Origin of the sequence: Novosphingobium soli, assembly GCF_042432915.1 — a bacterium.
Taxonomy (GTDB): Bacteria; Pseudomonadota; Alphaproteobacteria; order Sphingomonadales; family Sphingomonadaceae; genus Novosphingobium; species Novosphingobium soli.
The window spans coordinates 43,566-62,003 of record NZ_JBHLWK010000023.1 but is presented as its reverse complement, the minus strand read 5'-3'; the positions used below and the strand labels follow the sequence as shown (position 1 = coordinate 62,003).

General features: G+C 71.3%; 17 protein-coding genes. 10 read left to right on the top strand and 7 right to left on the bottom strand.

Translation table 11 applies throughout. The features are described 5' to 3' along the window. Nucleotides 1-65: 65 nt before the first annotated feature. The 4 genes from ACFFJC_RS17965 to ACFFJC_RS17950 are packed head-to-tail and all read right to left on the bottom strand — an operon-like array spanning nt 66 to nt 4,412. Entirely contained in the window at nt 66-1,301 is a 1,236-nt protein-coding gene (locus tag ACFFJC_RS17965; protein WP_379488766.1) for a DUF1214 domain-containing protein, read from the bottom strand. Nucleotides 1,302-1,303: 2 nt separating this feature from the next. Further along, nucleotides 1,304-2,116, bottom strand: coding sequence for a sugar phosphate isomerase/epimerase family protein (locus tag ACFFJC_RS17960; RefSeq protein WP_379488765.1), 813 nt, complete (start codon nt 2,114-2,116; stop codon nt 1,304-1,306). Nucleotides 2,117-2,120: 4 nt separating this feature from the next. Then, nucleotides 2,121-3,290 (bottom strand): sulfotransferase family protein, encoded by a 1,170-nt coding sequence (locus tag ACFFJC_RS17955; RefSeq protein ID WP_379488764.1) that lies wholly within the window; start codon nt 3,288-3,290, stop codon nt 2,121-2,123. A 3-nt stretch (nt 3,291-3,293) separates the two neighbouring features. Continuing rightward, the gene (locus ACFFJC_RS17950) at nt 3,294-4,412 is read right to left on the bottom strand and encodes an LLM class flavin-dependent oxidoreductase (RefSeq protein WP_379488763.1); all 1,119 of its coding nucleotides are present in this window, start codon (nt 4,410-4,412) and stop codon (nt 3,294-3,296) included. A 116-nt stretch (nt 4,413-4,528) separates the two neighbouring features. Here ACFFJC_RS17950 and ACFFJC_RS17945 point away from each other — a divergent pair, with 116 nt between their 5' ends. The 3 genes from ACFFJC_RS17945 (at nt 4,529) to ACFFJC_RS17935 (ending at nt 7,383) form a co-directional block, all read left to right on the top strand. Continuing rightward, on the top strand, nt 4,529-5,638 hold the full coding sequence (locus tag ACFFJC_RS17945; protein WP_379488762.1) for a helix-turn-helix transcriptional regulator: 1,110 nt from the start codon (nt 4,529-4,531) through the stop codon (nt 5,636-5,638). A 154-nt stretch (nt 5,639-5,792) separates the two neighbouring features. Further along, on the top strand, nt 5,793-6,545 hold the full coding sequence (locus tag ACFFJC_RS17940) for an SDR family oxidoreductase (RefSeq protein WP_379488761.1): 753 nt from the start codon (nt 5,793-5,795) through the stop codon (nt 6,543-6,545). 28 nt (nt 6,546-6,573) lie between these two features. After that, nucleotides 6,574-7,383 (top strand): SDR family NAD(P)-dependent oxidoreductase, encoded by an 810-nt coding sequence (locus ACFFJC_RS17935; protein WP_379488760.1) that lies wholly within the window; start codon nt 6,574-6,576, stop codon nt 7,381-7,383. 24 nt (nt 7,384-7,407) lie between these two features. Here ACFFJC_RS17935 and ACFFJC_RS17930 read toward each other — a convergent pair whose 3' ends face one another. Then, the gene (locus ACFFJC_RS17930) at nt 7,408-7,944 is read right to left on the bottom strand and encodes a hypothetical protein (protein WP_379488759.1); all 537 of its coding nucleotides are present in this window, start codon (nt 7,942-7,944) and stop codon (nt 7,408-7,410) included. 196 nt (nt 7,945-8,140) lie between these two features. Between ACFFJC_RS17930 and ACFFJC_RS17925 the strand changes: the two genes are divergently transcribed. Together ACFFJC_RS17925 and ACFFJC_RS17920 are read left to right on the top strand one after the other, a co-directional pair. Beyond that, nucleotides 8,141-8,935 (top strand): SDR family NAD(P)-dependent oxidoreductase, encoded by a 795-nt coding sequence (locus tag ACFFJC_RS17925; RefSeq protein WP_379488758.1) that lies wholly within the window; start codon nt 8,141-8,143, stop codon nt 8,933-8,935. Continuing rightward, nucleotides 8,932-9,363: a nuclear transport factor 2 family protein gene (locus ACFFJC_RS17920; RefSeq protein WP_379488757.1), complete on the top strand. Its 432-nt coding sequence runs from the start codon at nt 8,932-8,934 to the stop codon at nt 9,361-9,363. Before ACFFJC_RS17925 ends, ACFFJC_RS17920 begins: the two co-directional genes overlap by 4 nt. A gap of 542 nt (nt 9,364-9,905) precedes the next feature. Here ACFFJC_RS17920 and ACFFJC_RS17915 read toward each other — a convergent pair. Beyond that, nucleotides 9,906-10,796, bottom strand: coding sequence for a fumarylacetoacetate hydrolase family protein (locus ACFFJC_RS17915; RefSeq protein WP_379488756.1), 891 nt, complete (start codon nt 10,794-10,796; stop codon nt 9,906-9,908). Nucleotides 10,797-10,912: 116 nt separating this feature from the next. Beyond that, a complete protein-coding gene (locus ACFFJC_RS17910; protein WP_379488755.1) occupies nt 10,913-12,364 on the bottom strand; it encodes an NAD-dependent succinate-semialdehyde dehydrogenase in 1,452 nt (483 codons plus the stop codon). A gap of 227 nt (nt 12,365-12,591) precedes the next feature. On the opposite strand from ACFFJC_RS17910, the gene ACFFJC_RS17905 reads away from it, so the two are divergent. The 5 genes from ACFFJC_RS17905 (at nt 12,592) to ACFFJC_RS17885 (ending at nt 18,337) form a co-directional block, all read left to right on the top strand. Further along, a complete protein-coding gene (locus ACFFJC_RS17905) occupies nt 12,592-14,049 on the top strand; it encodes an aldehyde dehydrogenase family protein (RefSeq protein WP_379488754.1) in 1,458 nt (485 codons plus the stop codon). Nucleotides 14,050-14,113: 64 nt separating this feature from the next. Further along, nucleotides 14,114-14,929 (top strand): SDR family NAD(P)-dependent oxidoreductase, encoded by an 816-nt coding sequence (locus tag ACFFJC_RS17900; protein WP_379488753.1) that lies wholly within the window; start codon nt 14,114-14,116, stop codon nt 14,927-14,929. A 2-nt stretch (nt 14,930-14,931) separates the two neighbouring features. After that, nucleotides 14,932-16,251, top strand: a complete 1,320-nt coding sequence (locus ACFFJC_RS17895) for a cytochrome P450 (protein WP_379488752.1) — start codon at nt 14,932-14,934, stop codon at nt 16,249-16,251. A gap of 8 nt (nt 16,252-16,259) precedes the next feature. Further along, complete coding sequence (locus ACFFJC_RS17890; RefSeq protein WP_379488751.1) at nt 16,260-17,285, top strand: NADP-dependent oxidoreductase; 1,026 nt, start codon at nt 16,260-16,262, stop codon at nt 17,283-17,285. Nucleotides 17,286-17,317: 32 nt separating this feature from the next. Then, nucleotides 17,318-18,337: a DUF2889 domain-containing protein gene (locus tag ACFFJC_RS17885; RefSeq protein ID WP_379488750.1), complete on the top strand. Its 1,020-nt coding sequence runs from the start codon at nt 17,318-17,320 to the stop codon at nt 18,335-18,337. The last annotated feature ends 101 nt before the right edge of the window (nt 18,338-18,438 follow it).

Below are 18,438 nucleotides of genomic sequence, written 5' to 3'. Positions count from 1 at the left end.
CGCGATCAAGTGATGCGGGAGGTGCTCCGGGGCGAAGTCGCCGCGCGCCGACCGCTGCGGCCGGGTTACAGGCCGTAGCGGCGCTTCACCGCGCGGTAGCGCTCGAGGCGCATCGCCGTGCGCTGCTCCGGCGTCACGGTGGCGGTGCCGGCGGGCAGGTGGTCCATCAGCGCCGCGCGCGGGACCAGCCGGGTGCGGAACGTCGCCGGGTCCTGCGTCAGCAGGTTGCGATAGGTCAGGTTGCCGTCGCTGAAGCCCTGGGTGTCGAGCCAGTTGTGCAGCCCTGGATCGTCGTGGGAGAGGACGAGCCGGACCACGCCGTCCGGGTCCACCGCGGTGCGGGCGGGGGTGTAGCTGACCGGGCGGTAGAGGAAGTCCATCGAGCCGACGAAGGCCCCGCCCATGCCGAAGATCCAGAAGCCGGGGTGCATGTCCATCTCGACGATCAGCGCCTCGTCGGGTGCCAGCCGCCAGACCATGTGCGCGGCCATGCGCCCCCGCCGGGCGTCGGCCGCGTCGTTGGCGGTCTTGTCGGCAGGGAAGGCGTTGCGCGCCTGCGGGTCGCAGACCCCGCGCGAGGTGGCCCAGGAATGCTCCGGCCAGTCGCGCATTAGCCCGGCGACGAAGTCCCCGGCCCAGGCCATCGCCTCGATCATGCGGTCGGGCGTGGGCAGCGGGCGCGGGGCGTCCATGCCGATCCGCTCGATGGTAAGCGTGGTCGGCGTCTCGTCCCAGCCGTCGAAGGCCTCGCGGATGAACAGCTTGCGGCTGCCGGGCGTGGTCGGGAGCCAGTTGCGCGCGCGCGGCTCGCCGCCCACGAACAGCTCGAAGGTGCCGTCGGGCGCGGCCTCGATCTGGCTGCCGAGGATGTTGCACTCCGGGATATCGCCGAAGGGCTCGTGCAGCGAGGGCCAGTCGGTGCCCGGGATCGTCTCGGGCCGGGGTCCCTGCACGGTGACGTTGAGCCAGCGCGCGGTGCCCTTGCGGCCGCTGATGCGGTAGGCGTGGGCGCCGTCGATCCAGGCCTGGCGATAGGTGAAGTCCGCCACGTCGCCGCCCAGCTTCATCGTCGGCGTGGTGAAGGCGTGGATCTGCGGGAAGGCGGGATCCTTCGTCTCCAGCGCCAGCTCGAACGCCTGGCCCAGGTTCTGCGTCAGGAACCGGAAGGCGTCGGCGCGCTGGAGCGGGTTGGCGGGGCTGGCCTCCTTGAAGGCCTGGGCGCCCGCGCTCCGCAGCCGGTCGCAGAAGGCGTCCCAGGCCGCGCGCAGGGCAGGATCTTCGGGGGCATCACCATAGGCCATCGTCAGGCTCCCAGTCGGTCGAGCATGTCGGAGAGAACGCGGGCGGCGCGCGTGCAGGCGGCGCGGGGGCCTTCGTCGGCAATGCGCGGGCCGACCAGCTCGAGGTCGAACAGGCCGGTGTAGCCGAGGTCGAGCACGTCGCGCAGGATCGCCTCGAGCGGGATGGCGCCGTCGCCCGGCACCGCGCGGCAGGGGCTGGTGCGGTCGCCGAGCACGTAGTCGCTGACCTGCACCAGCCCGGCCAGCGGCATGGCGTCGGCCAGGTTGTCGCGCAGCCCCGCCTCGGTCCAGCAGGCGTGGAGCTCGATGCACACCCCGGTGCCGGCGATCCGGGCCAGGCGCGTGGCGTCGGGCAGGGTGTGGGCGATGTGGATGTCGGCGTTGAGCGGCGATGCGTTCTCCACCAGCAGCGCCACGCCGGCCTCGGTCGCCGCCGCGCGGCAGGGCGCCAGGAGGTGCGCGAAGCGCTCCGCCGCCGCGTCCCACGAGAGCCCGCCGCGCCCGCCGGTCAGCAGGTAGATCGCGGGCGCGCCGAGCCGCCCCGCCATGGCGATCGCCCGGAGCAGCCCCTCGGCGGCCTGCCCGCGGTCGCGCTCCAGGTCGGGATGCAGCGCGAAGGGATGGTTGATGCAGCCGACCGCGAGCCGCCCGGCCTCCACCGCCGCGCAGGCCGCCGCCAGCTCTCCCTCGTCGCGCAGGAGGCGCGGGGTGGCGAGCGTGCAGTGGCGCAGCCCGAGTTCGGCGCAGAAGGCCGCGAAGTCCCCGGTGGGCGCGTCGATCAGGGCGACCTGGTGGAGGCTGACCCGGGGGTGCATCGGCTTACCCGCGCACCTCGATCGGCACCCCGAAACGCGCGCGGAACGGCGCGAACTCGGCGTTCAGCGCGTCGATGTCGTAGCCCGCGTCGACGAGCACCTGGGTCGAATAATGGAACTTGCCGTGGCGGTCGCCCTTGTTGTTGGCCAGGTAGTCGCGCATCGCCGCCTCCTGCCGCGGGCCGAACGCGCGGCCGGCGAACGCGTAGTAGCCCCGGATCGTGGCGATCGGGTTGGCCACGAAGTCGCGGTACAGAACGTGGTGGATGCGCGGGTCGTCGACCAGCGGGTTCGACATCGTGTTGCCGATCGACCCACGCACACGTTCGAGGTGCATCCGCGCTTCCTTCACGAGGTCGATCGGGCCGACGATCCCCTCCATGATGTCCGCCATCATCATCGTCGAGCTGGCCGCCACCATCACCGGGTCGCGGTGCAGCCAGACCAGCGTGGCGTCGGGATAGGTGTCGAAGAACGCCTCCAGGCGCGTGGTGTGGAAGCCCTTCAGCACCCAGTACTTCGGTTCGCGGCCGTACTGGAACGCCTGGAGCATCGCCTTGTGGATGCGGTACTGCGCGGGCGGGTCGGTGGGCAGGCCCATCGACAGGTTCTGCATCGGCACCCGCCACCAGGCGGTGGGCGTCATCACCCGGAAGTCGAAGGCCCAGGTGCGCTCGTCCTCGGGCAGGCCGTCGCCCAGCATGTCGTTGTAGGGGTGGCAGTGCAGCCACTTCGCCATCTTGGTGTTGATCTCGCGCCACTCGGCGTCGGCGCGCGCCTGGCGCGGGTCCGGCCCGGTCACAGAGCCGGGTGGCGGGGAGGGGTGCATCACCTCCCAGAACCGCAGTGCCCGCGCATCGGGATCGACCGACATCAGCGCATGCATCAGCGTGGTCCCCGAGCGCGGCTCGCCGCTCGCGAACATGGGGCGCGCGATCACCTCGTCGGCCAGGGGGAAGTGCTTGCGGTCCTGGAAGAAGCGCAGCCGGTCGGTGAGCAGCCAGTGGATGTTGTCTGCCGCCGCCTGCCGCCCGGCGGTGTCCATGGCGATCGTGTTGACATGGGCGACGGCCAGCGCGAACCGCTCCGGGAAGGAGTCGTCGGCCCAGTCGGAGAGGCCGGTCTCGGCGGTCGCGCGCGCGAGCAGCGCCTGAGGATCGAGGTCGTGGGCCATGGCTCAGCCCTCCACCAGCTTCTGGATCTCGTCCTCGGTCTCGCGCACCTTGGCGGCCGAGGTGGCGGAGAACTTCATGCCGCCCATGCCGCCGTATTCCATCAGCTTGTACACGCGCATGCCGGCATCGGCGAAGCCCTTGATCTTCGCCGCGACCTCGCGGGGGGTGCCGACCGGGAAGATGTCGCGGATCGCCTGGGGGTCCATTTCGGCGCAGAAGCGCAGCATCGCCTCGCGGCTGAGCTTGACCGGATCGAAGTCCATGATGCCGCGCCAGTCGGGGCCCATAGGGTGCTGGTAGCCGAACTGCGCGAGGTCCTTCGCGGTGAGCATGAGGATGATCGACTTCACCATCGGCGCGTCCAGCATCTCGTCGATCTCGCCCGGCTCGCCGATCAGGCAGATCTGCGTGAGCGCGGGGGTGAAGTGGCTCATGTCGCGGCCCGCCGCATCGCCGGCGTCGAGGATTACCTTGAGCTTCGCGGCATAGTCCTCGGGCGTGTAGGAGCCGGCCGGCCACCAGCCGTCCGCCTCGCGCCCGGTGATCCCCAGCATGCGCGGGCCCGCCGCGCCCAGCCAGATCGGCGGCGCCTTGCCGGCGTAGAACTCGGTGTCCATGCGCGCATGCTCGAGGCGGAAGAAGGCGCCTTCGAAGTCGATCGGGCCGTCCGCGTGCCACAGCAGCTTGATGACCTTGATCGCCTCCTCCAGCCGGCCGACCGGCTTGGCGAAGTCGAAGCCGTAGGGGACGGTGTTCTCCAGCTCGCCCGAACCGAGGCCGAGGATGAAGCGCCCCTTCGACAGGTGGCTGATGGTCAGCGCGCTCTGCGCCAGCAGCGAGGGGTGGCGGCGCACGGTGTCCACCACCGTGGTGGCGAGCGGGGTGTTCTTCGTCAGCACCGCGGCCGCCGCGCTCACCGCCATGCCGTCGAGGTGGCGGTGCGGGCTGGGCGAGGCCCTGGCGAGATCGGTGAACTCGGGCGTCCAGATCGAATCGGGCCAGAAGCTGACCATGTGGTCGGGCAGCCAGATCGAATGGTAGCGGCCCGAATCGTACTCGCCCACCATGTCGATGCCGAGCGGCAGGGTGGTGCGCAGGAAGGCGGCGGGCTGCACGGTCATCGGGTCATCCTCTTGCGGGCGCCGGTGCATCGCCGGGGTGATGCGCGCCTCGTTGTCCAGGCCATTCTGGTGGTCTAGGCACCCGTCCAAGCAAATTCCCATCTGGGGATCAGAACATGACGGGAGAGAACCTGGCCGCGCTCGTCGCGCCGCTGATCGAAGGCCTGGTGGAGGATCCGCCCTGGGGCCGCTTCCTCGACGCGCTGCGCACGGCGGTCGCCGCCGACTACGCCAGCCTGGTGTTCCGCCCGCTGCCGCTGGGCACGCCCGAGGCGCGGGTGATCCACCTCTATTCCGGCCAGCCCTCGCCGCCGCCGGTCACGCGCCACTACCGCGAGAACCTCTACTTGCGCGATCCAATGCCCTACCACGACATGGCGGAGGGGCGGTCCTACCGGCTGGACGAGCTGCTGCAGTTCGGCGAACCCGCGCACGACGCCTACCTTGCACAGCTGCTGGTCCCCTCGGGCATGAACCACCTGCGGATGATCCGGCTGGCCGAGAAGGGGGGGCTCAGCGGCTGGATCACGGTGACCCGCACCGAAGGCGAGTTCGCGCCCGCGGTCGATGGCCTGCTCGAAGCGATCGCCCCTTACGCGCGCGCGGCGCTGGGCAGCTTCGTGGCGCTGGAGCGGGAGCGGATGACCGCCGCGGTCGCGCGCGAGGCGGTGCGGCGGCTGAACTTCGGCTGGCTCACGCTCGACGGCGAGGGGCGGGTGCTCGACGCCGATCCGCTGGGCGCGCAGATGCTGGCCTCGGCCGGGCCGATCGCGCGGGCCAAGGACGGGCGGCTCACCGCGCGCGACCCGGCGCTGCGCCGGCAGCTCGTCGCCGCGATCCGCGAGCTCGCGATCGACCCGCAGGCGCGGCCGCGCGCGCTCGTGCTCGGCCGCGAGCCCTGGCTCGACCTGCTGCTGGTCCCGTCCGGGCAGCGCATGGGCACGACGCAGGCGGCCCCGGCGATCGTCGGCTACTTGCACGCCGACAACTGGTCCTCGGCGGACCGCTGCGACCAGCTCGCCCAGCTGTTCGACCTCGCCCCCAGCGAGGCGCGGCTGGCGCTGGCGCTCAGCCGCGGCATGTCGATCAGCGAGGCGGCGCCCGAACTGGGGCTGACGGTGGAATCGGCGCGCACGTATTCCAAGCGCATCTACGCCAAGACCGGCGCGCGCGGGCAGGCCGACCTGGTCCGCTTCATTCATCGCAGCGTGCTGGTGATCGCGTGAGGCGACCCGCTGATCGGATACAATCCGCATTGCGCCCGAGCGATTTAGAACAGGTGTTCAGCATTTCCGGTTGACGATGCGCGGCGCGCGGGCCAGCCAATGCATACGATCGGCTCGTCTGGGCCACGCACGAACAACCGGGAGAATGCCGCCGATGTCCAAGCCCCTCGAAGGAAAAGTCGCGCTCGTCACCGGAGCCTCCTCGGGCATCGGCGAGGCTGCGGCGCTGTGCCTGGCCGAGGCCGGGGCGAAGGTCGCCATGTCCGCCCGCCGGGCCGAGCGGCTCGCGGGACTGGTCGCGCGGATCGAGGCGGAGGGCGGCACCGCGCTTGCCATCCCGGGCGACATGACGGTGGAGGACGACGCCCGCCGCGCCGTCGCCGAGACGGTGGAGCGGCTCGGCCGCATCGACATCCTCATCAACTCCGCCGGGATCATGGAAGCGGGCGGGATCGAGAACTGCGACACCGCGATCTACCGCCGCGTCATCGACATCAACCTGATGGGCACGGTCTACACCTGCGCGGCGGCGGTGCCGCACATGCTGGAGCAGGGGGAGGGCGACATCATCACCATCTCCTCGCTCGCGGGGCGCAAGGGCGGCCCGATGACCAGCGCCTATTCGGCCAGCAAGCACGCGGTCAACTTCATGACCGACGGCATGCGCCAGGAGCTGGGCGGCCGCAACGTGCGCGTCACCACGCTGATGCCTGGCGCCACCGAGACCGAGGTGGGCGACAACATCTCCGACCCCAACTGGCGCGCGGCGATCCAGGCCCACGTCGCCAAGGAGGGCGCGGTCAAGCCGCGCGACATCGGCGAGGCCATCGTCTTCATCCTGGCGATGCCGCGGCGCACCAACATCTCGGAGATTTCAATCCGGCCGACCATCGACACTTCGGCGTGATGCGGGACTGACAAGGGAGAAGAAGACGATGGCCGGAAGGCTTCAGGACAAGGTCTGCATCATCACCGGCGCGGGCTCCGGCATGGGCCGGGCCATGGCGCAGCTGTTCCATGCGCAAGGCGCCAAGCTGGTGCTCGCCGACATCTCGGGCCAGCAGGACGAGGTGGCGGCGGCGCTCGATGCCGACGTTGTCACCGTCCACTGCGACGTCTCGGACGAGGCGCAGGTGCAGGCGCTGATCGCGCGGGCGGAGGACAGCTTCGGCCGGCTCGACGTGCTGTGCAACAACGCCGGCTTCGGCGGCGGCATGGCGCCGCTGCACGAACAGTCGAGCGCGCTGTGGGACAAGGTCCACGCCACCAACATCCGCGGCGTGTTCCTGGGCATGAAGTACGGGATCGCATCCATGCTCAAGACCGGCGGCGGCGCGATCGTCAACACCAGCTCCGCCTCGGCGGTGGTCGGGTGGAAGCACCACGGCGTCTACAGCTCGGCCAAGGCGGGCGTCCACCAGCTGACCAAGGTGGCCGCGCTCGACTATTCGGACCGCAACATCCGCGTCAACGCGGTGGCGCCGGGGACGATGTGGACCGGGCTGGTCGAGGCTTCGAAGACGCACGACGCTCCGCCCGAGGGCTTCCCCACGCTGGCCGGCATCCCGATGGGCCGCTGGGGCCGGGCCGAGGACATCGCCACCGCCGCGCTGTTCCTCGCCAGCGACGAGGCCGCCTACATCACCGGCGTGATCCTGCCCGTGGACGGCGGCTACTCGATCGGCTTCTCCGGCATGGGGGCGGAACGCCCCGGCATCGTCAGCGTCAACGCCGACGGCACCTGAGGCGCGCGCCCCGCGCGTTCGGGATCAGCTCCGCGGCGGGCCGAGCCAGGGCGCCGCGGCGATCCCCGCCAGCGAGGGGTCGGCCCAGAGGTACTCGGTGACGTGTCCCAGCCGCGCCCGCGTGTCCACGTAGCAGAAGCACAGCTTGGTTCCGGGCGAGGGGGCGGCCGGGAACAGCAGCGCCAGCGGGTCGCCGCTCGCACGCACGTCCGCCAGCAGCGCCTCCCAGGCGGCGTAAGGGCCGGGCACGGCGATGCCGACGTGGTGGAAGGCGAGAAGCGCATCGCGGCTCGCGGTGCCTTCGTAGACCTCGATCGCGCCCGCCACCGGCGCGATGATCTCGAACTGGCGCACCGCACCGGGCGTGCCGAGGTTGGCAATCGCGGCCTCTACCGCCAAGCGGCGCGGCACGCCGTAGGACAGGACCTCCACCTCCGGCCGGCTGCGCACGAAGCCGGTGATGCCGAGCTGGGTCTCGGCATGGGCGATGGCCGCGTCCATGTCGCGGGTGACGTAGCTCATCTGCACGAGCGCGCCGTAGCGCGGGCCGAGGTGAGTCATGGTTGCGGCCCCGACCGGTCGCGCCCTGCTGCGAAGACGCCTTCGACAATCATGCCTGCCGCTCCCTCGTCCCGTCGTTATCGTCACGGCGGTGATGGGCAGGGGCGCAGGCGATTGCAAGATAGTGGGCGCTGCTTCAATCTTCGCGCCAAGGCGCGGCCGGACCGCCGCGCCACGGGAGAGGAGCGCACAAACCATGGACTTGGGCGAAGCGAAGCATGCCTTCGTGACCGGCGGCGCAAGCGGGATCGGGCTGGGTATCGTCGATGCGATGGCCGCCCGCGGCATCGCCGTCACCATCGCCGACATCGACGCGGCGACGCTGGAGCAGGTGGTGGGGGAGCGCGGCGGCGCCGCTGCGACGGTGCGCGGCGTCGTGCTCGACACCCGCGACCGCGCCGGCTGGGCCCGCGCCAAGGCCGAGGCGGAGGCCGCGCTCGGCCCGGTCGACGTGCTTGTCAACAATGCCGGGATCGCCCCTAATGGCCGCGCGTTCGCCGACATGGACCCGGAGAGCTTCGACCGCATCCTCGCGATCAATCTCACCGGCGTCGCCAACGGCGTCTTCGCCTTCGCCGCGGACATGCGCGGCCGCGGGCGCGGGCACATCGTCAACACCTCGTCGCAGGCGGGGCTGGTGGCGAGCGTGCCGGGCGTGGGCGCCTATGCCGTGGCCAAGTTCGGCGTCACCGCGCTGACCGAGGCGCTGCGGCAGGAGCTGGCGCCGCACGGCGTCGGCGTCTCGCTGCTGTGCCCCGGCTACGTCGCCACCAACCTGGCCGAGAACACGCGCAAGGTCGGCGGCGAGATCCGCGACCATGCCGGCGCCATGCCGCCCTCCGCGGTGAGCGCGGCGGACGTCGGTGCGATGGTGCTGGCGGGAATCGCGGCGGACGAGCCGGTGATCGTCACCCACGCCGGCGCCTGGCGCAGCGTCGAACCTCGCTTCGCCACGATCCGCGCCGCCTGCGAGCGGCGCGACGCCGCATGAGCGAGGCTCTGGCGGCGCGGCTGGACCGCATCGAGGCGCGCACGGCGATCGCCGACCTCGTCCACGGCTATGCCCGCGCGGTTCGGAGCGAGGCCTACGAGGCGATCGCCGCGCTGTTCGTGCCCGAAGGCACGTTCGAGGTGCGCTCCGGCCGGCCGGACGGGGCCGATTCGACGCTCCGGCAGCGCTTCGACAGCCCCGCCGCGCTCGTCGCCTTCCTGCTCCAGGGCAAGGGCGGGCCGCATCCGGTGCCGCTCATCCACAACCTCATGGTCACCGTCGACGGCGAGACGGCGCAGGCCGAAGCGCTCATGACGGCGACGATCACCGGCACCGACCGCACGGTGGCCGGCGCGTACCAGGACAGCTTCGAGCGACGGGACGGCCGCTGGCTGTTCCGCGCACGCGTCTACACGGTATTCGGGTGAGGGCGCGTTTGCGGCTCCCGCCTCCACCCCCCGCTGCGCGGGCGATCCTCCCTGTCGCGAAGCGATGGGGAGGTGGCAGCGCGTCAGCGCTGACGGAGGGGTCCCTTGCGGGCACGGCCCGTCGTCCGCTGGCGAGNGGGTAACGCCTGGGGAAAGTCGCTGGCGAACATCGGGCCGGCGTCGGGGCGTCCCTGCAGGCGCGCGGGGACGGTGCGACGGTCGCGTCGCGAACGACCGGGTAGCCATCGCCGCAGCCCGGTTCGGCCCTGGCGGAAACGGTCCGGACCGGCGCTGCGGGCTCGCAGACAGGGGCCGGTCCTCTCCCGCGGCGTGGACCTGGACGACGAGCGCCAGCGACCGGTGCGCGGGAGCGGGGGTGGAGGGGGCCGCAAGCCGCCCCGTCCGTGAACCGCTTCCGGGAGGACGCTCGTGGCGTGGTCCACGGCTTTCAACCCGCGCACGGCCCACGACGCCGACCCGATACACCCGCACGAGGTTGTACACCGCTCGCTCGAGATGCTGCGGCGTATAACCCATCTGGTTCAAGATGTCAAGGCGGCCGGCTCCATGCCGTCAAGCGGCGTCTTGCGGCCGGGGCCGGCGACGACCTGGACGCGCATCGCGCCGAGCCCTTCCATCCACGCATCCATGACGTCGCCCGGCACCACCGGCCCGACCGAGCGCGGCGGCGTGCCGGAGAAGATCACGTCGCCCGGGTGCAGCGTCATGACCGAGGCGGCGTGCTCGACCAGGTCCGCGATGCCGAGGACGAGGCGGCGGGTGCTGTCGACCTGCCGGTCCTCGCCGTTGACGGCGAGGCGGAAGGCGAGGGCGTCCGGATCGGCGATCTCGTCGCGCGTGGTGAGCCACGGGCCCATCACGCCGTAGCTGTCGAAGCTCTTGCCGAAGCTCGGAAACTCCGGCCCCTGCATGGTCATGTCGAGCCCGATGCAGTAACCCGCCACATGGTCCAGCGCGCACGCCGCGGGGATCTCCGTGCCGGTCCTGCCGATCACGATGGCGATCTCCATCTCGTGGAAGGTGGTGCGCTCGGGCCAGCGCAGCGTCACGCCGTCGGACGAGCCGGCGGCGGCACTGGTCATCTTGAACAGCAGGCCGAGCCGGCGCGGATGGCCGCCGGCGGCGAGGACCTCCTCGAAGTTGCCGGCGCCGCAGACGAACTTGCCGGGGTTGGCGACGGGGTTCGCCAGCAGCACCGCGCCGAGGGGAAGGCCCGGCGTGCGGTCGGCGAGGTCCTCCATCAGCGGCCGCAGCCGGTCGAGGTGGGCGATGAACTGGTCGCCCGGCGGGTAGGGCCACCGCACGTCGGGCAGCGTGTCGGTGACGGCGGTGACGTCATGGACGTGCTCGCCGCGCACCAGCCCCACGCGCACGGGCTCCCCGGCCCCGGTCCGGTAGCGGCAGATCTTCATGGCGGCTCCTCTCCCTCGTCGTCGGGAGAGGCTAGGCGCGGCGGCTCCGGCCGGGCAAGCACCGCGAGTCCAGCGCGCTTGTCCGGCCGTCCACGGCGCGGCGCGGGGCTGTCGCCTCAGGCCGGCTTGATGCCCATGCAGAGGTACTTCACCTCCATGTAGTCATCGAGGCCGTAGTGCGAGCCTTCGCGGCCGAGGCCCGACTGCTTGACGCCGCCGAAGGGCGCGACTTCGGTGGAGATGAGGCCGGTGTTGATGCCGACCATTCCCGCCTCCAGCCCCTCGGCCACGCGCCACACGCGCGAGATGTCGCGGGCGTAGAAGTAGCTGGCGAGGCCGAACTCGGTGTCGTTGGCCATGCGGATCGCCTCGGCCTCGTCGGTGAAGCGGATCACGCCGGCCAGCGGGCCGAAGGTCTCCTCGCGCGCGAGCTTCATGTCGGGCTTCACCCCGGCAATGACGGTGGGGTTGAAGAAGCTGCCGCCGCGCGCGTTGCGCTGGCCGCCGGCCAGCACCCGGGCGCCGCCGTCGACCGCGTCCTTGAGGTGCTCCTCCACCTTCTCGACCGCCTTTTCGTCGATCAGCGGGCCGACCTCGGTGCCCTCGTCGAGGCCGTAGCCGACCTTCATGGCGGAGACGCGCGCCGCCAGCTTCTCGACGAACTCGTCGTAGACGCCGTCCTGGACGTAGAAGCGGTTGGTGCACACGCAGGTCTGGCCGCCGTTGCGGAACTTGGAGATCATCGCGCCCTCGATCGCGGCGTCGACGTCGGCGTCGTCGAAGACCAGGAACGGCGCGTTGCCGCCCAGCTCCATCGAGCACTTCTTGATCGTGTCGGCGCACTCGCGCAGCAGGTCGCGGCCGATCTCGGTCGAGCCGGTGAAGGTCAGCTTGGCGACCTTGGGGCTGGTGGTGAGTGCCGAGCCGATCTGGCCCGCGCTGCCGGTGACGACGTTGACGACGCCCTTGGGAATGCCCGCCATCTCGCACAGCCGCGCGATCGCCAGCGCCGAATAGGGGGTGGCCGAGGCCGGCTTGATGACGATGGTGCAGCCCGCTGCCAGTGCCGGGCCGAGCTTGCGGGTGATCATCGCATTGGGGAAGTTCCACGGCGTGATCGCGGCGACGACGCCGACGCCCTGCTTGATGACGACGATCCGGCGGTCCGCGGCGTGGCCGGGGATCACGTCGCCGTAGGCGCGCTTGCCCTCCTCGGCGAACCACTCGATGAAGCCGGCGCCATAGGCGATCTCGCCCCGTCCCTCGGCCAGCGGCTTGCCCTGCTCGCGGCTGAGCAGCTCGCCCAGGTCGGCCTGGTGCTCCATCATCAGGTCGTAGAGGCGGCGCATCAGCTTCGCCCGCTCGCCCGCGGTCTTCGCGCGCCAGGCGGGAAGCGCGGCCTCGGCCGCGTCGATCGCGCGGGCGGTTTCGCCGGCGCCCATCTTCGGCACCGTGCCGATCACCGCGCCCGAGCCGGGGTCGGTGACCTCGAACGTCGCGCCCGAATCCGCGTCGACCCACGCGCCGTCGATGTAGCACTGCTGCTTCAGGAAGTCGGTGTAGGCCATTTCGCGCGGTTCCTCATGTGCTTTGCCGAGAGCGGCGTCTCCCGAAGGAGCGCCCGCGGGTTTCGGGCATGGTCTAGGCATCCGCCCTAGACGTGACAAGGCGCCGCGGCCCCCTCGCACAATCGAGAGTTGGGCCGGCGCGGGGCTGATTGACGCCCCGAAGGTCGTCGGCTAGTCTTGCTGACGAATAATAATTCACAAATACGAACAGATCGGGAGAGGCCGGCTTGGACTACGCAGGGTACATCGGCGGCGCCTTCGTCAAGGGGGAGGGCGAGCGCTTCACGGTGCAGAACCCGTCCGACGAATCGACCGTGGCAGAGGTGGTCGGCGTCTCCGCCGCGCAGGCCGACGCGGCGATCGGCGCGGCGCGGCAGGCGTTCGATTCCGGCGCCTGGTCCGGTCTCTCGATGAAGGCCCGCGCCGCCGCGATGACGCGCTTCGGCGAGGCGATGCGCAAGCGGGCCGACTGGCTCCGCGAATGCGCGGTGAACGAGGCCGGCTGCCCGGTCTCCTCCACCGTGATGGGCGCGCAGGTTCATGCCCCGCTGCGCATGACCGACGAGATCATCGACCTGTTCCTGCGCCTGCCCGAGCACGAGGAGAACCCGCTCCCGATCCACGAGCGGGTGAATCCCTACTTCACCGTGCAGAGCCTCAAGCGCTGGTCGCCGCTGGGCGTGGTCTCGGCGATCTCGGCTTACAACGTGCCGTTCTACACCGCCTTCTGGAAGGTGGTCCCCGCGCTGATGGCGGGCGACACGGTGATCCTGCGGCCCAACCCGCTGACCCCGATCTCCGCGATGATCTTCGCCGAGGCGGCGCAGGAGGCGGGGCTGCCGCCCGGGGTGATGAACGTCATCGCCGAGCCGGGGCTGGAGGGCGGCCTGGCGATGACCACCGACCCGCGCGTCGACATGGTCTCGTTCACCGGATCCTGCACCGTCGGCGCCAAGGTGGCCGAGCAGGCCGCGCCCACGCTGAAGCGGCTGGTGCTCGAGCTGGGCGGCAAGTCGGCGCAGATCTACCTGCCCGACGCGGTGGGCCGGGCGGCCTCCGCCGCCCACTCGGTCTGCACCTCGCACGCGGGGCAGGGCTGCGTGCTGGGCACCCGCGTCTTCGTGCCGGAGGAGAGCAAGGCCGAAGTGCTGGACGGCATGGCCAAGGCGTTGGCGGCGGTGAAGATCGGCCCGGCGAGCGACCCCGCCACCCAGCTCGGCCCCGTCATCAGCGCCGCCCAGCGCGATCGCTGCGAGCATTTCACGCAGGCGGCGGTGGCGGCGGGCGGCCGCGTGGTCTGCGGCGGCAAGCGGCCCGAAGGCTTCGACAAGGGGTTCTACTGGGAGCCGACGGTGCTCGACCTGCCGGACAATGCCAATCCGGCGGCGCAGGAGGAGATCTTCGGCCCGGTGGTGGGCGTCATCGGCTACCGCGACCTCGACCACGCAGTCGAGATGGCCAACGATTCGCGCTTCGGCCTCTCGGGCTGGGTCCACGGGGCGGACAAGGTGAAGGCGCTCGAGGTGGGGCTGCGGATCCGCAGCGGCGCGGTCAACGTCAACGGCGCGGTGATGTCGAGCTACGCCAGCGGCGGCGGCATCAAGATGAGCGGCCTCGGCCGCGAGCGCGGGGTCGAGGGCCTGCGCGAGTTCCAGATGATGACGACGTTCAACATCGGAGGGTGAGGGGACCCGGAACGATCCTGGCCGGCAGGGCCGGACCCGGGAAAGCACGAGAGGAGAGGGACGGATGGACGGACTGGTTCAAGGCAAGGTGGCGCTCATCACCGGCGCCGGCTCGGGCGTGGGGCGCGCGGCGGTGCTGCTGTTCTGCGAGCATGGCGCCAAGGTCGTCGCCGCCGACATCAACGGCGCCAATGCCGAGGAGACCGCCGCCATGGCCAGGGCGGCCGGCGGCGAGGCGGTGGCGGTCACCTGCAACGTCGCCGATCCGGCCAGCGTCGATGCCGCGGTGGCGCAGGCGGTGGAGAGCTTCGGGCGGCTCGACGTGATCTACAACAACGCCGGCATCACCATCAGCCCCGTCCCCGGCAAGGGCCTGCGCAGCCTGGTCGAGTGCGATCCCGAGGAGATGAAGCGGGTCGAGGACGTCAACATCAACGGCGTCGTCTACGGCTGCCAGGCGGCGATCCGGCAGTTCGAGGCGCAGGCCCGGAACGGACAGGGCGGAGGCGGCGCCATCGTCTCCACCGCCTCGGTAGCGGGGCTGATGGGCTATGGCGGCGTCCTCTACGGCACCACCAAGGGCGCCGTCGTCCAGCTCACCCGCGCGCTGGCGATCGAGGTGGCCGACAAGGGCATCCGCGTCAACGCGGTGTGCCCGGCGGGCATGCTCACCCACTACGCCGGCATGGACCCCGACAGCGAGCACCGCGACCGCATCCTGGAGGGCATGGGCAAGGCGCACCCGCTGGGCCAGGCCATCGACCCGCGCGACACCGCCTCGGCGGCGATGTTCCTGTGCTCGGACCTGGCGCGCAACATCACCGGCGTGAACCTGCCGGTCGACGGCGGGCTCTACGCCGGCCGCAAGGTGGGAGGCTGACCATGGCGACCTGTCCCATGCGCGGCGGCAACTCGGCCGCGCTCGCCTCGCTGATGAGCGACAATCCGCGCTACGCCGAGATGTTCGACGTCAACAAGGAAAGCGCCAACGCCGGCGTCGACGGCAACCGCGACTACACCGACGACATGAACGCGCTGCGCGAGGCGGGGCCGGTCCACAAGGGCAGCTTGCGCGAACTGCTCGGCGTGCCGGAGATGGCGCACGCGATGGGGCCGCCGCGCGAGGCGATGACGTTCTTCTCGTGGCGCGCCTGCGAGATCGGCTTCCGCGAGAACCTGCTGTTCTCCTCCGAGGGCTACAACGAGAGCCCCGGCGTGCGCACCATCGGGCCGACGATCCTGTCGATGGTGGGCAAGCCGCACAAGCGCCTGCGCTCCGCCGCGCAGCCGCTGTTCAAGCGGCCCAAGGTGATCGACTGGTGGAACCGCCGCTGGATCGAGGAGACGGTGGACGCCCTGCTCGACCGGCTGCTGGACGAGGAGACCACCGACCTCAACACGCAGCTCTGCGCCCGCCTGCCGATGGCCACCGTCACCCGCGCCATCGGGCTGGAGGGCGAGGACGTGATCGAGTTCCGATACCAGCTCAACCGCGCCACCTTCGGGGCGGCCAAGCTGAGCCCGGAGGAGGCGGCCGCCTCGCGCGCGTGGGTCGACCAGACGCTGCGCGATCTCATCGCCGAGAACACCCGCAACCCCGGCGACAACCTCATCACCGGCCTCATCGCCAGCGAGATCGTCGACGAGGAGGACGGCTTCAAGCGCAAGCTGACGGAGGACGAGATCTTCGGCTACTGCAAGCTGGCGATCTTCGCCGGCGGCGGCACCACCTGGCGGCAGCTGGGCATCACCATCGACGCGCTGATGACCCACCGCCACTTCTGGGAGGCCTGCCGCGACGACCGCGCGCTGGTCGAGCTGGCGGTGGAGGAATCGCTGCGCTGGCGCTGCACCGACCCGATGATGCCGCGCCTGTGCATGGAGGACACCGAGGTGGAAGGCGTGGCCGTGCCGGCCGGCACCCGCGTCTTCCTGTGCTTCGGCGCCGCGAACCACGATCCCGCCGTGTTCGAGAACCCGCTCGAATACGACATCTTCCGCAAGAAGCAGGCCAACATGGGCTTTGGCTACGGCCCGCACCGCTGCCTGGGAATCGAGGTGGCGCGCCAGGAGATGATCGTCGCCGTCAACGGGCTGCTCGACCGCTTCCCGAACATGGCGCTCGACCCCGCCAAGCCGAAGCCGGAGTATCGCGGGCTCGAGCACCGCGGCATGACGGCGGTGCCGGTGAGACTGAAGTGAGCGCGGCGATGAAGCAGGTCGTGCTTGCCGCCTATGCCCGGGGCAACCCGCAGGCCTCCGACTTCCGCATCGAGGAGGTGCCGGTGCCCCGGCCCGGCGCGCGCGAGATCCTGCTGCGCACGCTCTACCTCGCGGTCGATCCGCTGCTGCGCTTCTCGGTCGACGAGACGACGCTGACCGGCGCGAGCCGCATGGAACTCGGCACCGTCATGGTCGGCCCCGCGGTGAGCGAGGTCGTCGCATCCAACCACCCGGACTACGCGCCCGGCGACGTGGTCGAGGGCCGCTCGGGCTGGCAGGAGTACTGCGTGCTCGCGCCCGACCGCAGCGATTATCGCGGGCCGCCGCGCAAGCTCGACCCGGCGCTGGCGCCGGTCTCGACGGCGCTCGGCACACTCGGCGGGCCGGGGCAGACCGCCTACGAAGGCATCGTCAAGGTCGGCCGCGTCCAGGCGGGCGAGACGGTGGTGATCTCCGCTGCGGGCGGGGCGGTGGGCTCGATCGCCGGGCAGATCGTCAAGGTGCTGGGCGGCCGCGCCGTCGGCATCGCCGGCGGCGCGGCCAAGTGCGCGGCGTTGCTCGAGCTCGGCTTCGATGCGGTGGCGGACTACAAGGCGCCCGACTTCGCCGCGCAGCTCGCCGCGGCGCTGCCGCAGGGCGCGGAGGTCTACCTCGACAACGTCGGCGGTGACGTGACCATGGCGGTGCTGCCGCACCTCAAGCGCAACGCGCGCATGCCGATGTGCGGCTTCATCGCCTACTACGGCGTGGGCATGGAGGGCCCGGGGCCCGATCGCCTGCCCGGCTTCTACCGCCAGATCATGAACAAGGCGCTCGAGATCAAGGGATTCGCCGGGATCTTCGCCGGGCAGAAGGGGCTGGAGGACATCGCCGGGTGGATGAAGGCCGGCCAGATCCGCTTCGCCGAATCCTTCGTGGAGGGCATCGAAGCCGCGCCGGAGGCCTTTTCCAGCGTGTTTTCGGGCCATGACCACGTCGGCAAGCTGCTGGTGCGCGTCGCGGCCGAGGCTTGATCCGCGGCCGTGTGCGGTTCAGCGTGGCGCACATGGACAGCATGACCCTTCCGCCCCCGCCGCGCAGCACCGCCAATCCGGCGCCCGTCCGGGTCGCCGGCTCGGTGCGTCGGACCAGCAGCATCGACGTCTCTTGGCCGGATGGCGTCGAGGGACAGCGCCTCTTCGTGGGGGCTGCGCGCGACCTGTGGACCCCGGCCGCCGGCGCGGAGGGCCTGACCCTCGCGCAGGGGCGCTTCGAGGCGCGCATGACGGAGGACAAGACGATCACCGCGATCGCCGCCGATCCCGCCCCGGCGGGGATCGAGCAGCTGGTCGGGGCGCGCGCCGGCGGCCATTTGCGCATGCTGCTGCGCGAGGCGCTGCCCGACCTGGTGGCGCGGGCCGACCCGCTCTACCTCGTGCTCGACGATCTCTCGGGCACCGCGCTGGTCAGCGCCTTCGCCTGGTCGCAGTGGTACCCCGACTGGGCCGAGCGTCTGCGCCAGCGGCTCGGCGAGGAGCAGCACGCCGCGCTCATGGCGCAGCGCGTCAACGTGTGCTGGGGTCTCCAGGAGGGCAACAGCGGCGTGCGACCCGGCGGCGTGCCCGAAGACGTCGCCAGCGCCGACGCGGGCGACGTGCGCAACCCGTCCGACCCGCAGGGCTGGCACGCGCTCTCCGACCACGCGGGCGCCGGATTTCGCCGCGTGCGCCGCATCGACGTGACCTGCGACGCCGCGGCCGGCGTGATCCGTATCGACTCGGCGTTCCAGGACAGCGCCGCCAAGGTTGACGGCGGCCGCGTCGCGATCCACGAATACCTCCTGCGCGCCACCGCGGACATCGCCACGCTCGAAGTGCTCTCGATCGTCCCGGAGGCGCGGATCCTGCCGTTCTCCGAATGCCCCGGCGCGGTCGCCAACACCCAGCGCCTCGTCGGCCGAAAGCTTGGCGCGATCCGCGAGGAGGTGCTGGCCCAGCTGCGCGGGCCGGAAGGCTGCACCCACCTCAACGACGCCCTGCGCGCGCTGGCCGACGTGCCGGCGCTGGTGCGCCAGATCGGGGGATAGGCCGGCATCCTTCCGGCCGACCTTCACCGCAACCGCGCTTGACCGCCGCGGCGCAATGCCTGCGCCTCGCTTGCGCGCTTTCGCGCCATCTGGAAGGCCGG

Bases quoted from the DNA above. Each gene is read 5' to 3' on its own strand.
- ACFFJC_RS17965 (WP_379488766.1), bottom strand. From the start codon at position 1,301: ATGGCCTATGGTGATGCCCCCGAAGATCCTGCCCTGCGCGCGGCCTGG.
- ACFFJC_RS17960 (WP_379488765.1), bottom strand. From the start codon at position 2,116: ATGCACCCCCGGGTCAGCCTCCACCAGGTCGCCCTGATCGACGCGCCC.
- ACFFJC_RS17955 (WP_379488764.1), bottom strand. From the start codon at position 3,290: ATGGCCCACGACCTCGATCCTCAGGCGCTGCTCGCGCGCGCGACCGCC.
- ACFFJC_RS17950 (WP_379488763.1), bottom strand. From the start codon at position 4,412: ATGACCGTGCAGCCCGCCGCCTTCCTGCGCACCACCCTGCCGCTCGGC.
- ACFFJC_RS17945 (WP_379488762.1), top strand. From the start codon at position 4,529: ATGACGGGAGAGAACCTGGCCGCGCTCGTCGCGCCGCTGATCGAAGGC.
- ACFFJC_RS17940 (WP_379488761.1), top strand. From the start codon at position 5,793: ATGTCCAAGCCCCTCGAAGGAAAAGTCGCGCTCGTCACCGGAGCCTCC.
- ACFFJC_RS17935 (WP_379488760.1), top strand. From the start codon at position 6,574: ATGGCCGGAAGGCTTCAGGACAAGGTCTGCATCATCACCGGCGCGGGC.
- ACFFJC_RS17930 (WP_379488759.1), bottom strand. From the start codon at position 7,944: ATGACTCACCTCGGCCCGCGCTACGGCGCGCTCGTGCAGATGAGCTAC.
- ACFFJC_RS17925 (WP_379488758.1), top strand. From the start codon at position 8,141: ATGGACTTGGGCGAAGCGAAGCATGCCTTCGTGACCGGCGGCGCAAGC.
- ACFFJC_RS17920 (WP_379488757.1), top strand. From the start codon at position 8,932: ATGAGCGAGGCTCTGGCGGCGCGGCTGGACCGCATCGAGGCGCGCACG.
- ACFFJC_RS17915 (WP_379488756.1), bottom strand. From the start codon at position 10,796: ATGAAGATCTGCCGCTACCGGACCGGGGCCGGGGAGCCCGTGCGCGTG.
- ACFFJC_RS17910 (WP_379488755.1), bottom strand. From the start codon at position 12,364: ATGGCCTACACCGACTTCCTGAAGCAGCAGTGCTACATCGACGGCGCG.
- ACFFJC_RS17900 (WP_379488753.1), top strand. From the start codon at position 14,114: ATGGACGGACTGGTTCAAGGCAAGGTGGCGCTCATCACCGGCGCCGGC.
- ACFFJC_RS17895 (WP_379488752.1), top strand. From the start codon at position 14,932: ATGGCGACCTGTCCCATGCGCGGCGGCAACTCGGCCGCGCTCGCCTCG.
- ACFFJC_RS17890 (WP_379488751.1), top strand. From the start codon at position 16,260: ATGAAGCAGGTCGTGCTTGCCGCCTATGCCCGGGGCAACCCGCAGGCC.
- ACFFJC_RS17885 (WP_379488750.1), top strand. From the start codon at position 17,318: ATGGACAGCATGACCCTTCCGCCCCCGCCGCGCAGCACCGCCAATCCG.